Here is a 990-nt window from a genome sequence, read left to right as displayed (position 1 = left end):
CATCAGCTCGTGAGGTCTGCCCACCATGGATACTCAGGTCTTTCAGCGCTGGCTGGCTCAGGTGAGCCAGCTCAGCAGCAAGCAAAAATCTGCACTTCATCAGGCGTTGCAGGAACCGCCGACAATGGAGGTTCTTGATAGCTTGCCAGCGCTTCAGAGCTGTCCACACTGCCAGGCAAAGGCAGAGCAACTTGCTCCCTGGGGTTGGTCGCGTGGCTTACGGCGTTATCGTTGTCGGGCCTGTCGGCGCACCTGTTCGGCGGTTTCGAGCAGTGGCCTTGCTCGTTTGCACTATCCCGGACGCTGGAAGGATTACGCCCAAGCGCTGATCGAAGGCCTGAGCGTGCGCAAGGCGGCCAAGCGATGTGGCATCAGCAAGAACACGGCCTTTCTCTGGCGACACCGCTTCCTAGCCTGCGCGGCCCAACATCACGCAGCACATGAAGCAGGAATCGTTGAGGTCGATGAGACGTTCTTTCTGGAGTCCTTCAAGGGGCAGCGCAAGCTGCCACGAGCACCCCGCCAAAGGGGCGGCGTGGGCAAAACACGCGGCACGGGCAAGGATCAAATTCCGGTCATGGTGGTGCGTGATCGCGAGGGGCATACCGCAGACTTCAAGCTAGAGAAGCTCGATGCCGAGCATGTGCGAGCAGCTTTACTGCCGCTGATCGACCGAGAGGCGGTGCTGTGCAGCGATGGTGCCGCAGTCTACGCCAGCTTTGCCCGCGTCCAGGGCATCACTCACCATGTCGTCCACTCACGACCTGGCGAGCGGGTACAACAGGGCGCGTTCCACATTCAGAACGTTAACGCCTACCACAGCCGCCTGAAGAGCTGGATGACTCGCTTTCACGGTGTAGCCACCCGCTACCTCCCGAACTATCTGGGCTGGCGCCGCATGCTTGAGCGTTATCAGCAGCGTATTGAGCCGACTCACTGCATCCAGGAAGCGGTTGGGCGAACTGTGCAACACGCTATTGGGACATAGCC

At 60.1% G+C, this 990-nt stretch carries 1 protein-coding gene; it reads left to right on the top strand.

Annotated elements, in window-relative coordinates; translation table 11 throughout:
• Window positions 1-25 precede the first annotated feature (25 nt).
• Complete coding sequence (locus N1078_RS19455) at window positions 26-988, top strand: IS1595 family transposase (RefSeq protein ID WP_274089703.1); 963 nt, start codon at window positions 26-28, stop codon at window positions 986-988.
• Window positions 989-990: the final 2 nt, after the last annotated feature.

Origin of the sequence: Pseudomonas sp. MIL19 (genome assembly GCF_028680365.1) — a bacterium.
GTDB lineage: Bacteria > Pseudomonadota > Gammaproteobacteria > Pseudomonadales > Pseudomonadaceae > Aquipseudomonas > Aquipseudomonas spirodelae.
This window is presented reverse-complemented; position numbering and strand designations above follow the sequence as displayed.

Coding starts and splice junctions, on each gene's coding strand:
- N1078_RS19455 (WP_274089703.1), top strand. CDS start 26: ATGGATACTCAGGTCTTTCAGCGCTGGCTGGCTCAGGTGAGCCAGCTC.